Genomic DNA, 17790 nt, shown 5'->3' with positions numbered 1-17790 from the left:
ACCTGATGCCTATCGGCTCAAGCCCGCCCAGCTTGAGGAATTTGTCACACCCAGCCCACGCAGCTCAGGCGAAACGCTGCTCCAGATAGGCCAGCAAGGTACGAATCGTCTGCGCCTCGCCACCGACCGGCCGGCCCGGCCGCGCCACATCGTTCCATGCGAACAGGTCGATATGCAGCCAGTCTTGGTTCTCGGGCACAAAGTATTCGAGGAACAGCGCCGCATTGATCGCGCCGCCCAATGCGTTGCGACCGGTGTTGACGATATCGCCGATGCTGCTTTCGATGCCGGCCTTGTAAGGCGCCCACAGCGGCATATGCCACATCGGGTCTTCCAGCTTCAGGCCCAGGTCGACCAGGTCACGCGCGCTGTCGAAATGCTTGCTGAACAGCGCGGGCAGCTGCGCGCCCAGGGCCACGCGAGCTGCGCCGGTCAGCGTGGCCAGGTCGATGATCAGCTCGGGCTTGCCTTCCGAGGCGTAGGCCAGCGCGTCGCTGAGCACCACGCGGCCTTCGGCATCGGTATTGCCAATTTCGATGTGCAGGCCCTTGCGGGTCTTGATCACGTCGCCGGGGCGGTAGGCGTTGCCGGCGATCGAGTTCTCCACCGCCGGGATCAGCACCTGCAGGCGCACCGGCAACTTGAAGGCCATCACCAGCGCGGCCAGGCCCAGCGCATTGGCGGCGCCGCCCATGTCCTTCTTCATCTGGCGCATGCCGTCGGCGCCCTTGATGTCGAGGCCGCCGGTGTCAAAGCACACACCTTTGCCGACGATGCAAAGCAAAGGCGCGTCTGCGGCACCCCAATTCAGCTCGATCAAGCGCGGCGCGCGGGTCGAGGCCCGGCCGACGGCATGGATGGCCGGGAAGTTCTGCTTCAGCAAGTCATCGCCGACGATTTGCTTGAACTTGGCGCCATGTTGCTTGGCGATCATCTGCGCGGCTTTGGCCAGCTCCTCGGGGCCCATATGCTCGGCGGGGGTATTGACCAGATCGCGGGTGGCGGCCATCGCCGTGGCAAAGGCCAGGCCGCGCTGCGCGTCGGCACTGGGCACCAGCTGCAACTCGGCCGGCGCACGCCGGCGCGGCTTGTACAGATCAAATTGATAGCCGCCCAGCTCCCAAGACAAGGCCGCCTGCTCGGGTTGCAGGTTCAGGCCTTGGTCCGACAAAAAGTAGCGGCCTTCGGGCAGGGCATTGGGCAGCGCAGCCAAGGCGAAAGGATCGGCCACATGGTTGATGCCGGCGAACACTTGACCGAGCTTGCCGTCGGGGCCGGGCACTAGCGCGAAGCTGTCGGGCGCACCGGTAAAGCCGAGCGCAGCCAGCCAATGGCGAGTCGGTGCGGGCAAGGTGGCGGCCAGCGTCTTGAAACTGCTGCGGTCGCCCAGGGTAATGGCGATGGCGCCCGATGAGGCGGATGTCTTGAGTTGGACGGTCATGGTGCGGTTGGCTCCGTTGCGGCTCTTGTGGAAACGCGATTGTCCACTGCCGGGAAGCACATTTCAGGACCGCGTACTTGGGGCGTCAAGACCAGCGAGTGTTGCTGGCTCACTGGCTTGATGACGATTCCAAAATGAATCGATGAGAAAGTGGCTCTTGGATTTGCAGCTCAAGTTCAAATTGAAGATCCCTCTGTCGCACTTGCATTGCGCTGCTGCCTCGATGCCGGGAGTTCGCCCCGGCGGGCGACTCACTTTTCTTGCCGTCGCCAAGAAAAGTAAGCAAAAGAAGGCGACCCTGCCGCATGGCCCTGCGGGTCCGCTCAGTGCTCGAATTCGCCGGGCCGCGCCCAACTCACTGCGCTACGCTGCGCTCAAACAAGGGGCGCGAAGCCTGTCCTTGAAGTCGCTGCGCGACGCCCGCCAAATTCTCCGCTCCTCGCCCATGCAGAAGGGGATGAACTCCAAAGAACACGGCTCGCTACGCGTCGCCTCGATGGGTGCTGCGCTGCGCGTACGCACCTCGCATGTCGAAGCCGAGAGGGGTCAGACCATGTTCTTCGAAATCCTCAGGCGGGTTTCTGCAAGATGGGAGACCTGACCCTTGGCTTTTGACTTACGGCGTGTTGCGCCCAGGCCAGTCATTTGATGTGAATATCGAACCGCAAAGACTTGCAATTCAAGACGGTATCTGACCCCGCCGTTGGTGCACCTTGCTCGCCCCGGTTGCTAGCTCTAGAAAAAACTGTCTACTTAGCGAGACGTTAAGGGCTGAGTCAACGAATCAATTATTGCCTCAAACACATCTGAGGCTCGACGCCCACTAACCGCTCGACACACTACATCAAGCTCTCGAACCCAAAAATCACCTGTACGAGGATTTAATAGCCCAATTTTCGAAAAACTAAGTTTGCCAGCCGAGTACTCCAGTGCGCTATATATTAATAGTTGCCGGAGGTCAGTTATGCGAAATGTTCTATCGCCCGCCTTTACTTCGAAAAGCGTGTGCTCAGTAAGAACATCGCCTTCGCAGTCACCAATCATTCCACATCCATGGAATTTCGGTCGCACCTTGAAGCTAGTTCCAACCAGAAAATCAGACCGAAAAAACCTTAACTGAGTTAACGCAAGCGTGGCAGCCTCCTCCAGGGATTTATTAGACGACTTTATATTTATTCCTGGCGCTTCAATTGTAAATCTCCGGGTATAAGAAGCAGCCGTATCCGCGAATTTCAACGCCAATTCCAGCGCCCTTTCAAACTTTGGATTTTCAGCTTCTTTACTCAAACTACAGAAAACCATGAAGGCGAGCTCATTTATCGTCCCTCTGATTTCCTTCTCACCCTGCTTTCCGAATGGACTCGTGAATTTTTCAAGAAATAAATTCTGGCTTCTCCAATACCTATCACCCATCGGCATTATATCTCGCCAAACTGATGTGAATTGGCTGGAAAACTTGTGTTCAGATATCATAGTGGAACCTTCCAGTTAACTCCTTTGGTCGATTTGGACGTTCCTGCCCAGCTAAGAACAAGTTTATCAAATTGAGACAACTCTCTCTTGATCTTTGTGCGCCAGTGGCTACCCTCATCAGAAAGAATATACGAACAAATCAAAAGTGCTCTCTTTTCCCAGTCGGTGACGGTAGAGAACTTCTTCCGACAATCGGATATCCAATGATCGGCACCTCTATACCCCATCATCAAGATGATGTCTCTTTTTATATTCATAGGCAGGGGCTGCTTGTACATTTGAGATAAAAGAGACTCCATCTCCTCGGAAGGATCCGCTGCTAGTACTCGTAGTGCGTACGCCAAGTTAGTTGGAACCTGCGTAATATAAGAACCTGACTTTATCAGCTCGCGTAAGGTAGCAAAAAGTTGATCTTTCACGTCTTGGGACAAATCGCCAATCATTCCCTTGCACAAAATCATGACTGACGGAAATACTGGGTACAAGAGATCAAGACTATTTTGAAGCGTCTGGATAGCTTGATTAACTGCAGTGTTTGGCAACAGTCGTATCGCAGCAAGTAGTCGCCGAGTTAGGCCTTCATCAAGCCGGCTTTTAGCCAACTCCCGACCCAGCATGCCTACGACATCAAACCTGCTTACTTCGGCCACCAACTCCAAGTACTCAGACTCCGCAGTAGGTGAATATGGATCATAGTGAATTCGTAGTTTGGAAAAGTTTCTAGCCGCAATTCCCTCTGGCGAATCTGCAACATTCTCAATTGCGAAATCAGACGTCGACAAAAATTCTGCTGACGTCATTATTTTCGTCTTGATTTTCTGGAGAGAAAGTCCTTCATTCGACAATAAAAGTTGATTCAAAGTTATCAAGTGCTGATACGCCTCTTCTCTCGTGGCAGCAAAAATATTAAAATCATCAACAAATCGACAATACCTTATGCCTTCATTCGCAAGCAAGCGATCGACTCTATTAAGCAATAATTCGCTTAATAGCCGCGCCGCAGGCCCCCCAACTGGCAGCCCATACGATACGCCCTCTGAGATATCCATTAATATGGACATAATTCTCTTTACCACCTCTTGATTTTCTGTTGCCTTTTTCAAAGCATTTTCCAGGCGATGGTGGTATATGCGAGGGTAAAAATCAGATATGTCACATCTCAAAACGTACTGATTTTCTCTAGCCATTTCAACTGATTTATTTTGAAATGAAGTCCAACCGACAGACCGATCAAATAGCGTATGCGACTCCAAGTTCGGCAGATAGCGATAAGAAAATACAACTTCCTTGGAAACGCGCTTTGATTCAATGTCTACCCCAATTGTGGCAACCAACGCCAGCAAATAGGCATTCCAGATCGAATCTATTTGCGTCCCATACCTGAAACCATGGTAGCCAACAGCTGAGAGATTTTTAACGGCCAAAATAGGATTGGTTGCTTTTGCCTCATCAAAATTGGAATCCAAATATCGCAAAACATCTAGCACTCCAGCCTTATCGTCGTTAAAAATCAAATTATCGACAGGGAATGGGAAAATATCCGTATCACCATGATTTGCAATATTACTTATTGCCAACTCCAAGAATTTATTCGAAACTATTGCCATAATGTCTATCCCTGATTGAAGTCGGTCCGCAAGAAATTCACCATTGAATGGATTAAAAATTCCACGCCACTGCGACGGATCCTAACGCATAAACAGTACGTCGTTCGAGCCTGGATTTATCAAAGCCGGGGTCAGTTCTTAAATATGAAGGCAAGACCTGACCCCAGAAACGCCGGTATGAACGATGCTTGCGCGAAGCGCAGCACCCATCGAGGCGACGCGCAGCGAGCCGTGTTCTTTGGAGTTCAACCCCTTCTGCATGGGTGAGGAGCGCAGAATTTGCCGGGCGTCGCGCAGCGACTTCAAGATCTGGTTTCGCGCCCCTTGTTTGAACGCAGCGTAGCGCAGTGAGTTGGGCGCGGCCCGGCAAATTTGAGCACTGAACGGACCCGCAGGGCCATGCGGCAGGGTCGCCTTCTCTTGCCCCCTTCTCTTGGCGAGACAAGAGAAGGGGGTCGCCCGCCGGGGCGAACTCCCGGCATCGTGCGGGGCAAGCAAATGAGCCGAAGCTCGCCCATTCCTTCTGGAGGCCGTGGCAAACAAGCCGGGGTAAAAAAAGCCAAAGAAAAAACGGGGTCGCGTTCGATTTGCCAACTCAATTTTCGCTAAGCGCGGAAACGGACTAACAGACGGCTGCCCGAATTTTCAACTCACCCCTAGCAGCTACTCTGCAGTCGCACCAACAAGGCCTGCGCAGCCGGGCTGGCAGCAGCGGCCGGCATTTCAGCAGCCGAAGCCAGCAAGCGCTGAGCGGTGGCCAAATGCGGCGTGACCGGCCCGATAAAACGCAATTGCTCGCCGACACCGATCAGCAAGGTCGGGAAGGTCTCGACCTCCAGGTCGCCGACCAACTCCTCGTCATCCTCGATATCAACCCAGACAAAGCGGAAATCGGGATACTGCTGGCGCAAGGCGGCAATCACCTCGTGATAAGCGTCGCAGGTGCGGCACCAAGCGGCGCAAAGACAGGCCACCAAGGTGGTCTGCGCGCAGCGGTCATGGGCATCGGTGGCAATCATCATGGTGCTAAGCATAGCCATGCTGGCCGGCCCTGCCGCAAGGCACGGGGTCTGCGTTGCAAACTGGCGACGCCCGGCCGGGTAAAGACCCCGATGGAAAAACTTCAACAAAATGGTGCACAGCTGTCAACCGCACCTATTTAGCTCGCGTTGTGCCCTCAGACGGAGCGAGATTGTTGGAATCTCACCCGCAGTAGCAAAGGCAGTAGCCATGAAAACGCAACAACATTCGTCCGAACCACAGCCCCGCCGCATGCCTTGCCCCGAGCTTCAAGCCGGTCAGGCCGAGTACAAGGGCCGCAAGCACGAGGCTTTTGAAGCCGGCAACTTCGGCAGCGACCGCCGCAGCTTGGCCCGGGCGATCCGCTTCGACCGCAAGCGTTAAGGCTTTTGGCTGCACCAAACCGGTGCGGCCAAGCACCGCTCAGCTGCTCAGCGGTGCCATCAGCAGTTCCAAATCCTGCGCAGTGAACTTGGCGCCCTCCGCCTCGTCACTGCCCAGCACCCCTTCCGCCAGCGCCAATTTGCGCGCTTGCAGCTCCAGCATCCGCTCCTCGATGCTGCCCGCCACCACCAGTTTGTAAACGAACACCGGCTTGTCCTGGCCGATGCGGTGCGCGCGTGCGCTCGCCTGCGCTTCAACGGCCGGATTCCACCAGGGGTCGACATGGATGACCGTGTCGGCCGCCGTCAGATTCAGGCCGACGCCGCCGGCCTTCAGGCTGATCAGCATCAGGGGCAGCTCCTGCGCTTGAAAGCGCCGCACGATCTCGCCGCGCGCGGTCACCGGCGTGGCGCCGGTCAGCGTCAGATAGGGCAGCGCCAAGCGGTCCAGCTCCTCGGCGATCAGCGCCAGCATTTCGGCAAACTGCGAAAACACCAGCACGCGTCGGCCCTCTGCCAGCAGCTCGGGCAGCATCTCGCTCAACAGCTCCAGCTTGGCCCGCTCCATCTCGCAAGGAAGTGAAGGGCCGCCCCGAGCTTGCTTGACCCCCTCGGGGGGCAGCCGGCGCGCGGCGGCGGCCTGGGGGCGTTCGTTCACCATGGCCAAGCCTTTGACGAGGTAGGGATCACAGCAAACCTGCCGCAGCTTGAGCAGCGCGTCCAACACCGAGATCTGCGCGCCGGCAAAACCGCGCCGCGCCAACACCCGCCGCACCTGCTTGTCGGCCGCCACCCGCACGCTTTCGTACAAATCGCGCTGCTGGCCATAGAGCTGCACGCGCCGCGTCACGGTCGTCAGCGGCGGCAACTCGGTCGCCACGTCCTCCTTGCGCCGCCGCAGGATGAAGGGCCGCACCCGCTGCGCCAAGAGCCGCGCACGCAAGGTCTCGCCATTGGTTTCGATCGGCTTGCGCCAAAGTCGGGCAAAGCTGCGCGCGTCGCCCAAAAAGCCCGGCATCAAAAAGTCAAACTGCGCCCAAAGCTCGCCCAGATGGTTCTCCAGCGGTGTGCCGGTCAGGCACAGGCGATGCCGGGCCTTCAATTTCCGCACGGCCGCCGCCGCGCGGCTGCTGGCGTTCTTGACCGTCTGCGCCTCGTCCAGAATCAAGACATGCCAAGGCTGGGCGCTCAGCGCGGCGGCGTCGCGCCAGAGCAGCGGATAGGTGCTGAGCACCAGGTCATAGTCAGTCAAATGAGGGAAATGCAGTGCGCGCTGCGGCCCCTGCAAGGACAGCACACGCAGCTGCGGCGCGACCCGCGCAGCCTCGGCCAGCCAATTGAACAGCAGCGAGGTCGGCAGCACGGCCAAGGCTGGGCGGTCGAGCCGGCCGGCTTGTTTTTCCAGCAACAAATGAGCCAAGGCCTGCGCGGTTTTGCCCAGGCCCATATCGTCGGCCAGGATGCCGGCCAAGCCCTGTTCGCGCAGGTATTGCAGCCAGGCCAAGCCGCTCAGCTGATAGGGCCGCAGCGTCAGACCCAAACCAAGCGGCGGCGCCACCAAGCGCGGCTCGCCGGCGGCCAGCAGTTTTTGGGCCATCAAACGCAGGTCGGCGTCGCCGTGGATCTGCCAGCCCGCGCGCTGATCCAAATCCATCACGCCCATCAAGCGGGCGGCGTCCCAGTCGCTCAAGGGCAGCGGCCCTTCGCGGCGACGCGGGTCGGTCAGCAGGTCCACCATCGCCGCCACAATGGGCTTCAACACGGCGGCCGGCGCCTCGATGCGGCGCCCGCCCGGGGCATGCAGCAAGATGATGGCGTCGTCGTCGATGGCGACGATGGCCTCGGCGTCCAGCCAGCGTGCATCACGCTTGAGAAGGTCGGCAATCATGGGTGCCAGATCGAGCATTTCGCCCTCGATCTCGACCCCCAAGGTCAGCAGCCAAGAGCCTTCGCGAGCCGGCAGGCCGAGACGTTTGATGTCTAACTTCCAGGCTTGCGGGGCGACCGGCCGGTGCGCAAAACCGGGCTGCACGACGATGGCCCAGCCCTTGGCCTCCAGTTCGGGCACGCGCTCCAGCCAGAACTCGGCGAAAAAGTCTTCTTGCGTCAGCGTCCACAAAGGCCCCAAGCCGGCCGCGTTATCGCTGTGCCGCCATTGCAGCAGCTCGCCGTCCAACGGGATCAGGCCGCAGCTCCAGAGCTGATCGCGCGCCTCGGCCTCGGCCAATAAATCGCGCGCCAGCAGACGTTGGCCCAAGACCTGGGTCGGCGGCGGCCGGCTGTTCAAGAGCGAGCGCGGCGCCGGCGTGTCCCAAAGCAAGCCGCGGGCGTCCGCATAGGTCCAGTCGACCTGCGCGACGGTCACTGCATCGCCGCGCGGGCCCAGCTTGCCGCCCGGCGCCAAGCCCAGCAGCCCGTCGCCTCGGCTGAGCGTGCGCAGGTTCAGGCGCGGGCGAAAACGGGCCGGCTCGCCTTTCGGCGCAGGCGCGGGTGCGGGTGCGGGTGCGGGCGCAAGGGTCGGCGCTGGCGCGGCTGGCGCCTGGTCGCTCAGCAGCATATCCATCAACTTGGCGGCATCGGCCTCGGGCAGGCGGGGCAGTGTTTTGAGCTCATCGCGCCCGGCCTTGCGGCGCAATGCGGCAACCCAGGTCTGCAGCAAGGCGGCGCGCTGCGGCGCGTCGGCCGCAATCTGTAGCTTCACCATCACGGCGGCCGCATGTTCGCAAAAATGTCTGACCCGGCAACTGCACTGGGCGCTGTAATGCGGCCGGCCATCGGCGCCCGCCAAGCCTTGCAGCGCCAGCTCATAAACCTGCTCGCCGCTGCCCGCCACCCGCGCGCTGGCACCAGACTCGTCTTGCTGCAGCGCCAGAATCTGCGCCTGCAAGCTGCGCCCGCGCTGGAGGCGATGGCGTTCGAACAATCGGGCCAGCTCGGCTTCGGTGGGCGGCCAGATGCGCGGGGCAAGGTCGAAATCGGAGGCAATGGACATGGCCGTCATTGTCTGTCCTTGCTTTGCTGGCAGACTGCTGCCCATGCGATTTGTATCGATCCGAAGAATTCTGCTCGGCCTTGGCCTGGGCCTTTTGCTGCTGATTGGCCTGGCCCTCGCTTTGAGCCTGCAGCGCACGCCCTTGGTCGCCCTTGCCGCCGAACTGCAGCCAGCCGATGTCAAACAAGCCAAAGATGTTTTGCGGCGCAATGATCCGCGCCAACTTGAGACGGGGGCGCAGCGCCTGTTGAGCCTGCGCGAGCAGGAGCTCAATTTGATGCTGGGTCAGGCAACCAAGGTCTATGGCCATGCGGCAGCACAGATGCAGCTGCATCCCGGCCGGGCTCATTTCCAGGCCAGTTGGCCGGTGGCGAAGCTGGGCCTGTGGTTGAACCTGGACGCCGAGCTGCAAGACGGCAAGGCGCTGCCGGAATTCACCCGCTTTCGCATCGGCCGGCTGCCGCTACCGGCCGGGCTCGCCAACTGGGGCATGAAGCGCGCCATGCAGAGACTGCCCGCCCTGCTTGATCTTCCGCTGAGCGATGTTTTGCTGGGCGATATGGTCGAGCGGGTTGGCTTTGCCGAGGAGCTACTACAAATCAAATACCGCTGGAACAAAGACAGCATGGCACGCGTGATGTCCTCCTTGTGGCCGGCGGCCGAGCAGCAACGCGCGCTGGCCTACCAGGCGCATTTGGCGGCCTGGGTGCAAACATTGCCGGCAGGTCAACCGGTTTCTTTAGCGAGTTTGATGCCGCCGATGTTTGTGTTGGCCCAGCAGCGCAGCGCTGGCCTGAGCGCGCAGGCGGCGGCGGAGAACCGCGCCGCCATTCTGACGCTGGCGCTTTACGCCACCGGGGAGAGCTGGGCGCGCGTGATGCCGGCGGCGCAGGCTTGGCCACGGCCGCTGCCTCTGCAAGTGACGCTGAACGGCCGCGACGACTTCGCCATGCATTTCTTGGTCTCGGCGGCATTGGCGGTCGAAGGCGGCGGGCCGCTTGCGGATGCGATCGGCGTCTACAAGGAGCTGTCAGACTCGCGCGGCGGCAGCGGCTTCAGCTTCAATGACATCGCCGCCGACCGGGCCGGCACGCGTTTCGGGCTGCTGTCCGAACAATCGCCAGAGAAATTGCAATCACTGCTCAGCGGTGGCCTGCCCGAGAGTGCCTTCATGCCGGTCGTGTCCGATCTACCGGAATTTCTGAGCGAAGGCGAATTCTTGCAGCGCTATGGCGGCGTCGACGGGCGGGCTTATAAGCAAATGATCAAAGAGATCGAAGCGCGCCTGAACGCGTTGGCCTTGTCCCATTGAAGGCCATGCCGCTACCGCACCGAGCTGTGAAAGATCAGCCAGAACGCCACGCGGCGAGGCCGCCACGGGCCCAATGCCCGAAATGCCAGAGGCCACAGGCGGCCTGCATCTGCGAATGGGTCAGACCGGTCGCTAACCGGGTCGAGCTACTGCTGCTTCAACATCCGCTGGAACAGGGCCACGCCAAGGGCACGGCCACGCTCTTGCAAATGTCGCTGCGGCATTGCCGCATCTGGGTCGGCGAGAGCTTTGACCCACAAGAACTGGCGCAGGCTTTGGCAAGAACTGAGGCTGGTTCAACTTGGCTGCTGTATCCGGAGGATCGCCCACACATCAGCCCAGGCTTGATGGCCGCAGCGGCCTGCCGACAACTGGTGGTGCTGGATGCCACTTGGCGCAAAAGCCGCAAGATGCTGCTGCTCAACTCCTTGCTCCAGCATCTGCCCCGCCTCGCCCTGCTGGACCCACCGGCCTCGCGCTACACGGTGCGCAAGGCCCAGCTCGGCCATCAGCTCTCGACCCTGGAGGCCAGCGTCTTGGCTTTACAACAGTTGGAAGGGCCGTCAGCCGCCTTCGATGATTTGCTCAAGGGCTTCGACGGTTTTGTTGCGCAACAATCAAGCCGCTTTCAACCCTGACCCGAAACATTCAAAGCGCGCGCAATGCGGTTGCGCGCCACTGTCGTCTTGGGTACCTTGAAGGGGAACCAGGTCCGCACATCCTCTTCCAGTCCGATGCCGTGCATATAGTTGTAGATGGCCTTTTTCAGCCCGACTCCCAAGCGGTCGTGGTCAACCCCGGTTGGGTCGATAAAACCAACATCGTTCTTGGCGAATGAGACCGGCGGCAGGGGCCGCAAGCTCACGCCATATGCGGCTGGATCGCGCCCCACCGGTGAGTGCACCGTGCAGGCAAAGCGGTGGAAGAAGCCGCTTTGTATGCAGCCTTGCTCGAACAACTGACGCACATATTCCAAAGCATCGACTGTGTCTTGCACGGTCTGGGTCGGGAAGCCATACATCAGATAGGCATGCACCAGAATGCCGGCATCGGTGAAGCCGCGCGTGACGCGCGCGACCTGCTCGACCGAAACGCCTTTTTTCATCAGCGTCAAAAGCCGGTCGGAAGCAACCTCCAGGCCGCCGGAGATGGCGATGCAGCCGCTATCGGCCAACTGCTGACACAGCTCGGGGCTGAAAGATTTCTCGAAGCGGATATTGCCCCACCAGGAGATGCTGGTGTTGCGCGCCTGCAGCTCGGCCGCCAGCGCCTTCAAGGCCTTGGGCGGCGCGGCTTCATCGACGAAGTGAAAGCCGGTCTGGCCGGTCTCGGCAACGATGGCTTCGATGCGGTCGACCAAGGTGGCGGCCGAAGTGCCCTCGTAGCGCGAGATGTAATCCAGCGAAACATCGCAAAAGCTGCATTTCTTCCAGTAGCAGCCATGCGCGACGGTGAGTTTGTTCCATCGGCCGTCCGACCAGAGTCGGTTCATCGGGTTGAGCATGTCCAGCAAGGACAGATAGCGGTCCAGCGGCAGGCCGTCCCAGGTCGGCGTGCCGACTTCGGCAAAGGCAATGTCCGGCTCGACAAAGTTGATGTACCTGACCTGGCCCTCTTCTCTGACAAAAGTCCTCACCAGCCGCTGCTTGGAACGCTTGCCATTGAGGTGCTCAAGCAGCGCCAGCAACGGCCGCTCGCCGGCGTCCAAGGTCACATAGTCAAAGTAGTCAAACACGCGCGGCTCGGTCAGCTCACGTAACTCGGTATTGACGAAGCCTCCACCCAAGGCAATCACCACGCCGGGATAGGCTGCGCGGATGAACTGAGCGATCCGGAATGCCGCGTAGACCGCGCCGGGAAAGGGAATCGACAGCAGCACCAGGCGCGGCTGGTGCTTGTCCATCGCCGCCAGGGCGAGCGCTTGCAGCGTGGTGTCCACCAGATTCAGCGGTGCCGCCAGCGCTTGGGCCAGTGGCTCGAAGGTCGGCTGGCTGGTCGCCAGTGACTCGGCATAGCGGACGAACTCGAAGCGCGGGTCGACCGCGTCGCGCAGCACATCGGCCAGATCGTTCAGGTAGAGCGTGGCCAGGTGGCGCGCTTTGTCTTGCAAGCCCAAAGCGCCAAAAGCCCAGGCCAAGGGATCGCCACCGTCTTCGTCGATATAGACATCGAGCGAGGCAAAACGCGGCCCCTCGGGCAAAAAGTTGCGGCCGCAGATGCGGTGCGCCAAGGTCGGGTCGCGCCCTTGCAAAAAGGCGATGGTGGCCCCAATGGTCGACACATAGACCTCGAATGCAGAGTCGAAGCCTTGCACCAGGGGCGTGCGCTTGTCCAAGGGCAAGGCATGAATGGCCTCACGCAGCGACAGCAAGCCGGCGCACGAAAACAGCTTGAGCATCAAGGCCAGGGCCAAGTCTTCTTGCACCGCGTCGACAGCGCGAGAGCGCAAAAAACCGGTCAGATAGGCGGTCGAAGGGTAAGGCGTGTTGAGCTGGGTCATCGGTGGGATGACGGACAGCACACGCATGGCAGTGGGCAAAGAGGACTGGGGGAACATAGAAACGCCTGGAGGGGGCCTCATTTTGCCTGCCTGGCCGACCACTCGCCCAGCGCCGCGCTAAAGCCTGCCGCTCACTGCGTGCATTGCAGGGTCGAATCGTTAGCGCATGGGCCGCGCCAGCGCAACTCGGTGGCATTGGCCGGAGGCAGCGGCGAGCGCAAGGTCTGCGCCTCCGCTCGGCTGACGTTGAAGGTGGCCAGGGCGGTCCAGCTCCCTGCCGCACCGGCGCGGTACTCGAGGCTGTAGCTCGCCTTGGGGCGCAGTGCGCGCGTGCTGATCAGGTATTGCGTTTTGTCCAAGGTGAAACTGGGGCTGTCGGGAAATGGCCGCGCCAGCGGCTCGCCGACGAACAAACCCTGACCCGGCCATTGCACCGATTTCCAATAGGCCTCGATGACGGTCTCACCGCGAAAATAATGCTCCATCAAGACTGAGGCCTGCGGAAACTTTTGGGTGTAGCTGCAGGGCTCCTCGACAGTGCCATAGCTCGCCGTGGCGCCAGCATCCAGCCAGTCGGTGATGGGCATCTGACCGGAGCTAGGCAGCAAGCCGCCGTAGGAAGTCAGATGATCGGCCACAGCACCGGGCCTGAAACTCACGCTACTCAACTTAGGCACGTTGGCCAGACCGGTGAAGTAGAACAAGACACCGGCCTTGGCTTCGATGAAGTCGGCCGCTGCCCCAGCCGAGTTGTCGATGTAATTGAGCTTCAGCCGCCCGGCCCAGGCGGCGGGCAGGCCGGTGTAATCGGAAAAGCGCACGCTGCGTGCCTCGTCGCTGGTGCGCAGCAAATAGCCGTCGCCGGCGGGCTGGCTGGCGTCGGCGCGCACACCTCGGTCAATCAGGGTCTTGGCGGCGGCCAGGGTCGCCGCACCCAGCATCATCGAGGGGCGGATCTTGTGATCCACCCAGGCCTGCTTGGACTCGGAATCAAAGTAGCTGGACGACGCGGTGCTGGAGCAGCCGCCACAATACTTGCTGTCAAAACCAAAGGCCATGGCACTGGTGATGCTCATCGCGCAAGAGCCCACCACGCGGGACGGCGCCGTCCAAGTCAGCAGCGTGGCCTGCACGCCGGCAGGAAGCTTGGCGTCAACTTCAGCCTTCAGGGCCGCAAAGTCGGGCGCCGAGATCGTCGCAGAGGCAGTGTTCAGCTTGACCCGGATGATGTTGGCGGCCGGGATGGCTCGCGCCGTTTGGTAATAGCTGGCAATCGCCTCGGATTGCGCGTCGCCGTCGACCACGATGACCGCCAGTTCGGCGGCACCGAGACCACCCCGAGGCAGACTGAAGCCCAAGGTGCTGTTGGCACTCCCGATCGGCACCGGCGTGCTTGTAGGCGGTGACGTCTCCTGAGCATTGGTGGCAGAGCCACCACCGCCCCCACAAGCGCTGAGCAACAAGAGCAAGGCGCAGCCAAGCATGCGCGAGAGGCTGCGCCCTGAAGCGCAAGGGTTGGCTGTGCTGAATGCATACATAGACCAAATTGTCTCGCGTCCAACTGGGTGACAAAGCGAAAGATGAGTTGTGCCTGGCACCCTGTTCGAGCCATCCAGGCCCCAACGCGGCCGGATGAGATCGAAAAGCGCGTCAAGGCTGGCTTGATTGTGTGCGAAAACACCACAGAAATCAGGCATGGTGGAAGCAGTCGTGAACTAAAGCAGTGCAAGCATGGAATACAAAGACTTCAATGAAATCAATGAATTTCAAATAGTGAGTGCACACCAACACCGCCAAGTCGGTGCACTTTGCCCGTAAAAACCCCAAGTGCGGGCATGCTGGCCCGCGTCTACATTGCGTTCACTCGAAGCGTCCGCGACCCGGATGCTAGGGCGGCCGAGGAGACAAACTCGAGCGAAGCAGTACAAACAATAAAGTGACACTGTCACAATCAATGGGTCGCTGAAATCAGTTTTCAGCGACCCGTTTTTCTTTTCGGCAACAGTTTGATGCTGCGCGTCACCTGCCCCTCTCTTCCCCTGCATGCTTGAACTCTTGACCGTCGCGTTGGCCTCCCTGATGGCCGGGTTTATTGATGCCGTGGTCGGCGGCGGCGGCTTGATTCTGGTGCCGGCCTTGTTCGGCGTGTTTCCCCAAGCCGCTCCCGCCACACTTTTCGGCACCAACAAGGGCGCGTCGATCTGGGGCACAGCCTGGGCCACGGCGCAATATGCAAGGCGAGTCTCGCTGAATTGGTCGGCATTGCTGCCCGCCGCAGCTATCGCCTTGGCCGGGAGCTTCGCCGGCGCCTGGACGGTCACCTTGATAGACCCGAGTTTTTTGCGCCGCGCCTTGCCGCTGATCTTGGCTCTGGTGCTGATCTACACCCTGGCGCGCAAGGACTTGGGCCGCCAGCACGCGCCGCGCTTCAGCGGCCGCACCGAAACGCTGGCCGCCGGTGGCATCGGTTTGATCGTGGGCTTTTATGACGGCTTCTTTGGCCCGGGCACCGGCAGCTTCTTTGTATTTCTATTCGTACGCTTGCTGGGTTACGACTTCTTGCATGCCTCGGCCACTGCCAAACTGATGAACACGGCCACCAATGCTGCGGCCATCGCGCTGTTCGCCTACAAGGGCCATATCTGGTGGCATATCGCAGCGGTGATGGCCGTCACCAATGTGGCCGGCAGCTTGGTCGGCACGCGCATGGCGCTGGCGCGCGGCGCCGGTTTTGTGCGCGGCATGTTCATCGTGGTGGTCAGTGCGCTGATCCTGAAGACGGGCTGGGATGCCTTCTTGCGCTAACCCTGCGATACAACCGTTGCTTGCAAAGACTTGCGCTACGCCGCCAGCAAAACAGCCGCTCTAAGCACTAAGATCGCACAAGTTTCAGGAGGTTCCTCACCATGCCCGTCGATCCAACATTGCGCACGCTTGACATCGAAATTCCGACTCAGCCCGAGGTCTTGGTCAAGCTATCGCTGTTGATGGCGGCCGAGGACATAGATTTACTGGCGATGTCTTCCCTGGTCGAGACCGATATGGCGCTGGCGGCGGCGGTCTTGAAGGCCGTCAACTCCTCACTCTATGGTTTGCGCGGCCGCGTCCAGACCGTGCACCAGGCGCTGACCTATCTGGGCATGCGCGAAGTCGCCTCGATTACTTTCGAGATGGGCTTGCGCGCCGCGTTCCCGCCTGCGGCTGAGCTGGAGCCGGTCTGGAAGCGCGCCGCCGAGCGCGGCTTGCTGATGGGCCGCATGGGGCAGATGCTGGGCATCGACCCCTGGGCCGCGCATTCGGCAGGTCTGTTTGAGGAGTGCGGCAAAGCGGTCTTGTATCGCCATGCGCCGGCGCATTACCCGGCCATGTTGCGGGCGGCGGCTAGCGACGTCGAATTGGTGCAACTCGAACACACGGCCTTCGGCGTTAGTCACGACGCACTGGGCGCGGCGCTGTGCGAGAGTTGGGGACTGGCGCCGGCCGCCGTGGCCAGTGTCAGGCACCATGTCGAAGTTCAAGCCACGCTGCTGATGCCCGAGGCCCTGCAACGCCGCGGCGTTAGCGCCATCTCCACCATTGCCTGGGCCTTGCTGCTGCATCCCGAGCGTTTAGATGAGGTAGCGAGCGATATCGCTCCGCAAGCCTCGCTGGACGAAGCCCTGGTGTTGCGCGCCGCACGTCGCGTCAGCGACCAGATGCAACAGGCGCTCGAGCGCGATCGCTGACGAGAACCGACAGCAGGCTAAGGATGCCCGCTTGATGCCGCGAGGCTGAGTCGGTCGCGGCCGGCATGCTTGGCGATGTAGAGCGCTTCGTCGGCAGCCTGCATCAAGGCATGCGGGCTCAAATAGGGGTGCGCCGGGCTATAAGCGGCCAAACCCACGCTGACGGTCAGCACCCGGCCACTAACGCCACCTTCATGCGGCACTTTCAGCTCACGCAGATCTTCACGCAACTGCTCCAGCAAACCCTGGGTGACGTCCAACCCAAAGCCCGGCAGCAGGGCAACGAACTCCTCGCCGCCGAGTCGCGCCACCAGATCGGTATCGCGCTTGAAGCGCACCGACAGCAGTTGCGCAAAGCGAGCCAGCACCGCGTCGCCAGCCGCAACGCCGTAACGCTCATTGAAATTCTTGAAATGATCCAGATCCAAGACCGCCAGGGCCAAATGACCACGTTGGCGCTGCGCGCGTTTGAACTCGCGCCTGAGACCCTCATCAAACTCCCGCCGATTGGCCAGACCGGTCAGCTCATCGATGCGGCTGAGCCGACCCAGCTCCAAGTTTTTTTGCGCCAATGACTGCTCGGCCGAGCGCAGTGCTTCTTGCTGCCGACTCACTTCCAGTCGCAACTGTTCGGCGCGGGCTTGCTCTTCTTGCAGCTGCAGCCACAGGCTTTGCTGCGCGCGCGTGATCGAGTGGGAGATGCGCGCCAATTCATTCGGCTGCGACTGCGCTTGCAGCGGCTCCTGCGGTGGCGGCAAGGTGGAGTCAAAAGTATCGGCGTGGCTGGCCAGTCGACGCAGCGGCTGCAGTGGCCGCAACAGCATGCGGTCCAAAACAAAGATCAAGACCAGACTCAGCAGCAGCACCAGGCTCAAATCGCGCCACAGCATGGCCGGCAATTGCTCGCGCCAAAAATTCCTTTGCAAAGCCTCCGATTGCCGACCCAAGTCATTTGGCCCCGTGCCCAAGTCTGAGGAAGTCTGATACACCAAGCCGCGCGCCTTGGCTTGCTCATCGCGCCCAGGCAAGGAGCCCTGTCCCACCTCAAATGCCAGTTGCTGCTGCATTTGATAGCGCAGGTGAAGGGCGTCAGTCGCGCAGACCAGCAACAGACTCACCGACACGACGGCAAGTGCCAAGCGCAGGCGGATAGAACCGAGGCGGGCTGAGGCTGGTGTTGCTGCAGCGGCGGACGGGAGGTCGGCCGCTGCAGCGTCCAGCGGTGCTGCAGATGAGAGGGGGCGCTGACTCACGGCTGGGCTCGGGCAAAGAGAGTAGGATGCAGAGCTGCCATTGTGCATGGCCGCCTGGATTCAGAACGCCCCAAAACACCAGGG

At 60.6% G+C, this 17790-nt stretch carries 14 protein-coding genes; 6 read left to right on the top strand and 8 right to left on the bottom strand.

Going from position 1 to position 17790, the window contains the following annotated elements; translation table 11 throughout:
• Positions 1 to 64: 64 nt before the first annotated feature.
• Complete coding sequence (locus tag PRZ03_RS00990; protein ID WP_273598608.1) at positions 65 to 1441, bottom strand: leucyl aminopeptidase family protein; 1377 nt, start codon at positions 1439 to 1441, stop codon at positions 65 to 67.
• Positions 1442 to 1583: 142 nt separating this feature from the next.
• On the opposite strand from PRZ03_RS00990, the gene PRZ03_RS00985 reads away from it, so the two are divergent.
• The gene (locus PRZ03_RS00985) at positions 1584 to 2042 is read left to right on the top strand and encodes a hypothetical protein (protein ID WP_273598607.1); all 459 of its coding nucleotides are present in this window, start codon (positions 1584 to 1586) and stop codon (positions 2040 to 2042) included.
• 152 nt (positions 2043 to 2194) lie between these two features.
• Here PRZ03_RS00985 and PRZ03_RS00980 read toward each other — a convergent pair whose 3' ends face one another.
• From PRZ03_RS00980 to PRZ03_RS00970, 3 genes are all read right to left on the bottom strand, one after another.
• Positions 2195 to 2914: a hypothetical protein gene (locus PRZ03_RS00980; protein WP_273598606.1), complete on the bottom strand. Its 720-nt coding sequence runs from the start codon at positions 2912 to 2914 to the stop codon at positions 2195 to 2197.
• Entirely contained in the window at positions 2911 to 4521 is a 1611-nt protein-coding gene (locus PRZ03_RS00975) for an RNA-directed DNA polymerase (RefSeq protein ID WP_273598605.1), read from the bottom strand. Before PRZ03_RS00975 ends, PRZ03_RS00980 begins: the two co-directional genes overlap by 4 nt.
• Positions 4522 to 5177: 656 nt before the next feature.
• A complete protein-coding gene (locus PRZ03_RS00970) occupies positions 5178 to 5543 on the bottom strand; it encodes a thioredoxin family protein (RefSeq protein WP_273598604.1) in 366 nt (121 codons plus the stop codon).
• A gap of 208 nt (positions 5544 to 5751) precedes the next feature.
• Between PRZ03_RS00970 and PRZ03_RS00965 the strand changes: the two genes are divergently transcribed.
• On the top strand, positions 5752 to 5925 hold the full coding sequence (locus tag PRZ03_RS00965; RefSeq protein WP_263535835.1) for a hypothetical protein: 174 nt from the start codon (positions 5752 to 5754) through the stop codon (positions 5923 to 5925).
• A gap of 39 nt (positions 5926 to 5964) precedes the next feature.
• On the opposite strand, the gene PRZ03_RS00960 is transcribed toward PRZ03_RS00965, so the two are convergent.
• A complete protein-coding gene (locus tag PRZ03_RS00960) occupies positions 5965 to 8925 on the bottom strand; it encodes a DEAD/DEAH box helicase (protein WP_409993908.1) in 2961 nt (986 codons plus the stop codon).
• A 34-nt stretch (positions 8926 to 8959) separates the two neighbouring features.
• Between PRZ03_RS00960 and PRZ03_RS00955 the strand changes: the two genes are divergently transcribed.
• Both PRZ03_RS00955 and PRZ03_RS00950 read left to right on the top strand, forming a co-directional pair.
• Positions 8960 to 10228: a hypothetical protein gene (locus PRZ03_RS00955; RefSeq protein WP_273598603.1), complete on the top strand. Its 1269-nt coding sequence runs from the start codon at positions 8960 to 8962 to the stop codon at positions 10226 to 10228.
• A 26-nt stretch (positions 10229 to 10254) separates the two neighbouring features.
• Complete coding sequence (locus PRZ03_RS00950; RefSeq protein ID WP_273598602.1) at positions 10255 to 10866, top strand: tRNA-uridine aminocarboxypropyltransferase; 612 nt, start codon at positions 10255 to 10257, stop codon at positions 10864 to 10866.
• Here the strand turns inward: PRZ03_RS00950 and PRZ03_RS00945 are convergent.
• Both PRZ03_RS00945 and PRZ03_RS00940 read right to left on the bottom strand, forming a co-directional pair.
• Positions 10857 to 12755: a B12-binding domain-containing radical SAM protein gene (locus tag PRZ03_RS00945; RefSeq protein WP_273598601.1), complete on the bottom strand. Its 1899-nt coding sequence runs from the start codon at positions 12753 to 12755 to the stop codon at positions 10857 to 10859. The two genes, PRZ03_RS00950 and PRZ03_RS00945, sit on opposite strands and share 10 nt — an antisense overlap.
• A 104-nt stretch (positions 12756 to 12859) precedes the next feature.
• Positions 12860 to 14266, bottom strand: coding sequence for a TIGR03790 family protein (locus PRZ03_RS00940; protein WP_273598600.1), 1407 nt, complete (start codon positions 14264 to 14266; stop codon positions 12860 to 12862).
• Positions 14267 to 14771: 505 nt separating this feature from the next.
• Here PRZ03_RS00940 and PRZ03_RS00935 point away from each other — a divergent pair.
• Entirely contained in the window at positions 14772 to 15533 is a 762-nt protein-coding gene (locus PRZ03_RS00935) for a sulfite exporter TauE/SafE family protein (RefSeq protein WP_263535840.1), read from the top strand.
• A 101-nt stretch (positions 15534 to 15634) separates the two neighbouring features.
• Complete coding sequence (locus tag PRZ03_RS00930) at positions 15635 to 16453, top strand: HDOD domain-containing protein (protein ID WP_263535841.1); 819 nt, start codon at positions 15635 to 15637, stop codon at positions 16451 to 16453.
• 17 nt (positions 16454 to 16470) lie between these two features.
• Here PRZ03_RS00930 and PRZ03_RS00925 read toward each other — a convergent pair whose 3' ends face one another.
• Positions 16471 to 17706, bottom strand: a complete 1236-nt coding sequence (locus tag PRZ03_RS00925) for a GGDEF domain-containing protein (RefSeq protein ID WP_273598599.1) — start codon at positions 17704 to 17706, stop codon at positions 16471 to 16473.
• Between the last annotated feature and the right edge of the window lie 84 nt (positions 17707 to 17790).

The organism is Roseateles albus (genome assembly GCF_028595345.1).
GTDB classification, from domain to species: Bacteria; Pseudomonadota; Gammaproteobacteria; order Burkholderiales; family Burkholderiaceae_C; genus Paucibacter_A; species Paucibacter_A albus.
The sequence above is the reverse complement of the archived record's forward strand: the minus strand, read 5'-3'. Positions and strand labels throughout refer to the sequence as shown.